The organism is Butyrivibrio sp. AE2015 (genome assembly GCF_000420825.1).
GTDB lineage: Bacteria > Bacillota > Clostridia > Lachnospirales > Lachnospiraceae > Butyrivibrio.
In genome coordinates this window covers 1-5,683 of sequence record NZ_ATVR01000062.1, presented here as the reverse complement: position 1 = coordinate 5,683, position 5,683 = coordinate 1, and the positions used below count along the sequence as shown (strand labels likewise).

Sequence of the window (5,683 nt, the reverse complement as noted above, 5' to 3'; positions counted from 1 at the left end):
TCTGCTGCCGGCATTTCTACTGGCACTTCTGCAGTTGGAATTTCGGCTGGCATCTCTACTGGCGCCTCTGCTGCTGGGGCTTCCTCTGCTGATGCCCCTTCCATTGCTGCCATCATTGCCATCATATCTGTGTCTGGCGCTGCCTCTTCTACAGCCGGCATTTCTGCAGGCATCTCTGCTGTTTCTGCTACCGGCATTTCTACTGGCACTTCTACTGCAGGCATCTCTACCGGTGCTTCTGCAGTTACTTCTTGTTCATTTGCAGCAAGCATAGCTTCCAGATCAGGAATATCCTGAACTGGTTCTTTCTCAACTTTCTTTCGTGGCTTTTTAGGAGCCGGAGCTTCTACAGCTTGCTCTTGAACAGCTGCACCTTCTTCTGCCTTCATTGCCGCTATAAGATCATCAACATTCGCTGTAGATAAATCCTGACCACCAAGCATATCCTGAGTATTCATGCCTTCCATGCCAAATCTCCTTTCATGAAACACAGACAAAAACGTGACAGTGTAAACAGTCTATATATATTATCGTTTATTTTTATAATATTTTACAGTAAATTTTCTATAAACTTCACCTTGTTGCCTGCGAAAAAGTATAATTTCTTGCGAGTGGCATAAAATCCGAAAGTGTAGGCATAGTGATGTGAACGATTTATTTTGAAATGATGATAAATAGATATAAATAAACCCGCAAAAGCCTTGTGTTCTGAATAAGTATGAAACAAGGCTTTTGTGGGTTTTTTATGTCCAATTTATCACATTGAAAAATATCAGAGTGAACAGAGCTATGCCTACACTTTCAGCTTGGCTGCGTCCTGATCCAAAATGTCTTTCCACAGAAAGGCCTTAAACAAAATTAAGGCAACAACAGTTGTAACTATGTCTGATACAAACTGTGCCCTGATAACTCCATCGAATCCCATAGCAGCTGATAATATAAATATTACAGGTAAAAAGACAATTCCCTGCCTGCAGGCTGATAGAATAAATGCTCCGCTGGCTTTACCAGTAGACTGAAAAGAAACTATAGCTGTGAGGCAGATTCCCATAAGCGGTGCTCCAAGAAGTTGCCATCTGAGCATTGAAACTCCGATCCTTATCATTTCAGGATCACTTAAAAATTTGGATATTATTCCATTAGCAAAGACCGACAATACTATCAGAAAAACAAGGCCTGTACCACCAGTCACAGCCATTCCAAATCCAATAATCTTCCTAAGTCTCTTTTTAAGCTGGGCACCGTAGTTATAGCCGATAAGTGGTTGCCCACCAAAGGCAAGTCCAACAATAACAAGAAGAGCAATATTGACTATTTTTAACACGATTCCCATAATGGCAATACTATCATCACCATAAGGCTGCAAAAATCTGTTGGTAAGCGTAATTCCAATTGTCTGCATCAGATTTGTTATGCTTGATGGAAGGCCAATTGCAAAAACACTGGCAAAAGTTGCAGCATCCAGGCTTAGGAGTTTTAAATCCATCGACAACGCCTTACTCTTTTTACGGATGACATAAACAAAGTAAGAGCAGGTAACTATATAACCGATGATCGTAGCAATAGCTGCTCCTGCTGCACCAAGTCCCAAAGCAAAAATAAAAATAGGATCAAGAATAATATTTACTACAGTTCCGATTACTGAACCTGTCATTGATTCCAAAGACATGCCTTCTGCTCTTAAAAGATTTGATGGCACAAGAGAAAAGATAATAAATGTCGAGCCAAGTATTAACCAAAAATAGTACTGTCCTGCATATTCATAAGTCTTGTCCGTAGCTCCAAGTAACATAAGTACCTGCTTTTTCATAACCAGCATAACCACTGTAAAAATAAGTCCTGTGATCATTGAAGCATAAAAGCAAAATGTACTCTTTTTCCTCGCCTCATCTGCATTGTGCATGCCAAGGATTCGTGATATTACAGAGCTTCCACCTATACCAAAAATATCACCTATTGCAAGCAGCAGTGTAAAAAGTGGTGCGCATATTGAAATGCCCGCTATCAGGTTAGTATTACCGGTAAGTGCGATGAAATATGTATCCACCAGGTTATATACAAGTGTCACGATCATACCCATCACAACAGGGAGCGCCATTTTCATATAAGCTTTCGGAATAGGCGCTCTCTCAAATAATTCATTTTCCATTAAATCAAAATCCTGCTTTCTTTAAGAGATCTCCAAGTGAAGTTGTAGCATCACCATCACTCTCAAACTCTATTTTTTCTTCAGTAATCTCAGTAGCAGCGATTTCTTCAAGTGCTTTCATACTAAGGCTGAGTTTTCCATCTTTTATGGCTGTAACCTTAACCTTTACTTTCTGTCCAACCTTCAGAACTGATGATGGATGAGCTATTCTCTGATTACATATCTGAGAAATATGAACAAGTCCGGTCATTCCATTTCCAAGATTTACAAATGCGCCATAATTCTGAAGGCTTTCGACAACACCTTCGGTCACAAGTCCCACCTCTACATTAGAGATCATCTCTGCCCTTTTGGCATCAGCCTGTTCCTTTAAGTACTCTCTTGCAGAAAGAACAAGTTTATTAGCATCCTTGTCTGCTGTTATAACCTTAACCTTAAGAGTTTTGCCGACGTATTCAGAAAGCTTATCCTCTTCGACAAACTGAAGATCAAGTTTAGATGCAGGAATAAATCCTCTTATTCCCTCTAAGAATGCTACGCATCCACTCTTAACTGCCTCTGATACTTTTACATCTACATATGAATCCGAATCAGCTATTTCCTTTATTTTGTCCCATGAAATAACCTGATTTGCCTCTTTTTTAGACAAAAGAATATTTCCGTTTCCGTCGTCAGTGCTGATAACTGTTGCTGATATCTCATCGCCAATCTTTACATCTCTGTGAATTGAAAACTTTGGATCATCACTCATATCAGCTACTTTTATAACACCCTGAGTGTAATACTTAAGATCAAGAGTAATCTCAGTTTCTGAAATATCTATAACTGTTCCCTCAAGAATATCCCCTTCTTTTACCTTTCTAAATGATCTTTCAATCTCATCCTTAAAATCATTCATTGTTTCTTCTGCCATTTTTTTATCCTCCAAAAAACTTTTTCTTTTTCTGTGGCTCCCTGAAAATATCCACTATTTATATATCATTTTTCATATAAATCCACAAATTCATCAAGGAATTTCCTGATACTAATATGCTGAGGGCAGATATTCTCACATTTGCCACACTTCAAGCACTCAAAAGCCTTCCCATGGTTCATTGAAAAACGTTCATAATACATTCCGGTTGTCTTTCCGGTAACTGCATATAAATTCAGTAATCCAAAGTAATCAGGAATATTTATGTTTTTCGGACATTCTTCCAAGCAATATTTGCATGCGGTACACGGAACTTTAATCGTACTATTAAGGATATCCGTTATATTCTCAACCAGCTTTTTTTCGCCATCCGTAAGTGGCTTAAATTCCTGCATATAAGAAGTGTTGTCATCAAGCTGTTCAAGATTGCTCATGCCACTTAAAACAATTGCAACATTGTCCAGTGATGCAGCGTATCTTATTGCAAGTGAAGCCGGAGTTGGAATCTGCTGTTTTTCTTTTTCATAATATTCATTAAAAACTTTCATGGCATTATCAGGAAGTTTTGCAAGAGTTCCACCTTTTACAGGTTCCATTACCATCACTTTCTTGCCGTGCTTTTTGGCCACTTCATAACAAGCCCCTGACTGCGCAACTTGACTTTCCCAATCAAGGTAATTTATCTGTAACTGAACAAAATCAACTTCAGGATGTTCTGTCAGGATCTTGTCCAAAGTCTCAGCATTATCATGATAGGAAAAGCCTATATTGCGAGCATAGCCATCCCTCTTAAGCTTCTCAATAAATGGAAATCCGCCATATTTTTCAGTATTTATATATCTGTCTCTTCCCAAATTGTGAAGTAGATAATAATCAAAATAATCCACGCCACAACGCCTTATCTGTTCGTCAAAAAACATTTGATAATCTTCAGCTTTTTTAACACGAAGAATGGGCATTTTATCTGCCAGAACGAAGCTGTCTCTGGGGTGATGCTTAACAAGTGCTTCTTTTACAGCTTCTTCCGATTTCTCACCGTGATAAGGATATGCTGTATCAAAATACGTAAAGCCCCTCGTATTATATAGTCATACCCATTCTTTACCTTCTCTATAGGTATCGGGTATGCTGTTGAAGATGCTGTGGATTGGTTTTTATGCCCCTACCGCATAGACGGTTTCGGATAGGCTCCGACCACAGCCTCTTTGTCATAATGTTAATCAGTTAGATACCGCATGACGGTTTATGTAGAACGAGGTTACATCAGCAAAGAGCCCTGTGGATCAACAGCAGCATCAAATACTTTAAAGGAGGATCATGTGTATGATCTATGTTGGCATTGACGTTGCAAAGGATAAGCACGATTGCTGTATCCTCGGTTCAGATGGTGAAATCCTGTTTTCTCCATTCACTATCCAGAACACGTTACAGGGATTTGACGAACTGTATGAGAAGATCTGGTCATTAACCAAAGATCTTCATGAAATAAAAGTAGGTCTCGAGGCTACCGGACACTATCATCTCAATCTGTTACGGTCGCTCCTTGATAACGGCCTGGCCAGCTATGTTATCAACCCGTTACATACAAATCTTTTCAGAAAAGGTCAGAGCCTTAGAAAGACGAAAACGGATAAAGTCGACGCTGCTTCGATTGCTATGATGTTATTGACCGATAGGACGCTCAAGCCCTACTCAGACACATCATACCACAACGAAGAATTAAAGTCGCTCACAAGATACCGTTTCGACAAGGTTCAGGAACGTGCCAAACTCAAAACCTCCGTTTCCAGGCTTGTCAGCATTCTATTCCCAGAATTGGAAAAACTGGTCCCCACACTTCATACGGCTACCGTTTACGCTTTGCTCTCCGAGTTCCCCGGAGCTTCATTTGTTGCCGCAGCACATCTTACTCGCCTAAAACATCTTCTCTGTGAAGCATCCAAGGGGCATTACGGACGCGATGAAGCAATCCTCATCCGAGATGCCGCTATTTCTTCCGTAGGAACTGTAATGTCCGCAAAATCCATGGAACTAAAGCACACGATCCATCTCATTGAAGTCCTTAGCGAAGAAATCAACGAGATTGAAACAGCAATCAATTCCATCATGAATACGCTGGAATCTCCAATCACCACTATCCCTGGAATCAAAAATCGAATGGGTGCCATGATCCTTGCAGAGATAGGCGATTTCTCACGCTTTGAGAATGCAGACCAGATCCTTGCCTACGCAGGACTTTCTCCTTCAACATATCAATCCGGACAACTGACTTCATCCTATGCCCATATGGAGAAACGTGGATCTCGTTATCTGCGATACGCCCTGTTCAATGCCACGATATACGTCTGCAACTGGGATCCAGTGTTTAATTCTTATCTTGCCAAAAAGAGAGCGGAAGGCAAGCATTACTATGTAGCTATTTCACATGCATGTAAGAAACTTGTCCGGGTGATCTACCGGATGCAATTAACCGGCGAACCTTATCGCGCAGCATAAGTATTTCTTTCCTCTTCTGTCTGAGCACCCTATCGGATGCTCTGTTTGTCATGCAGTTTTCAAGGTACTGATCTATCTGAACGAATTGCTTCGTTTCAGTCTTGACATTTAATAGTTAGTCTATC

Annotated in this window: 5 protein-coding genes and 1 pseudogene; 1 reads left to right on the top strand and 5 read right to left on the bottom strand. The window is 40.3% G+C overall.

Annotation, left to right across the window (positions count from 1 at the left end):
- The 5 genes and pseudogenes from G585_RS19235 to G585_RS19955 all read right to left on the bottom strand — a co-directional run.
- The coding region (locus G585_RS19235; protein ID WP_022776451.1) for a hypothetical protein at nucleotides 1-467 on the bottom strand (467 nt) is incomplete at its 3' end.
- A 326-nt stretch (nucleotides 468-793) separates the two neighbouring features.
- Nucleotides 794-2,149 carry an MATE family efflux transporter gene (locus G585_RS0116395; RefSeq protein WP_022776450.1) on the bottom strand — a complete coding sequence of 452 codons (1,356 nt, stop codon included), beginning with the start codon at nucleotides 2,147-2,149 and terminating at the stop codon, nucleotides 794-796.
- 4 nt (nucleotides 2,150-2,153) lie between these two features.
- Nucleotides 2,154-3,062, bottom strand: coding sequence for a S1 RNA-binding domain-containing protein (locus G585_RS0116390; protein ID WP_022776448.1), 909 nt, complete (start codon nucleotides 3,060-3,062; stop codon nucleotides 2,154-2,156).
- Nucleotides 3,063-3,127: 65 nt separating this feature from the next.
- A complete protein-coding gene (locus G585_RS19960) occupies nucleotides 3,128-3,382 on the bottom strand; it encodes a 4Fe-4S dicluster domain-containing protein (protein ID WP_278246663.1) in 255 nt (84 codons plus the stop codon).
- Nucleotides 3,383-3,415: 33 nt separating this feature from the next.
- Nucleotides 3,416-4,126, bottom strand: a pseudogene (locus G585_RS19955) (aldo/keto reductase); the annotation flags it as partial.
- Nucleotides 4,127-4,385: 259 nt separating this feature from the next.
- On the opposite strand from G585_RS19955, the gene G585_RS0116380 reads away from it, so the two are divergent.
- A complete protein-coding gene (locus tag G585_RS0116380) occupies nucleotides 4,386-5,558 on the top strand; it encodes an IS110 family transposase (RefSeq protein WP_022772890.1) in 1,173 nt (390 codons plus the stop codon).
- Nucleotides 5,559-5,683 lie beyond the last annotated feature (125 nt).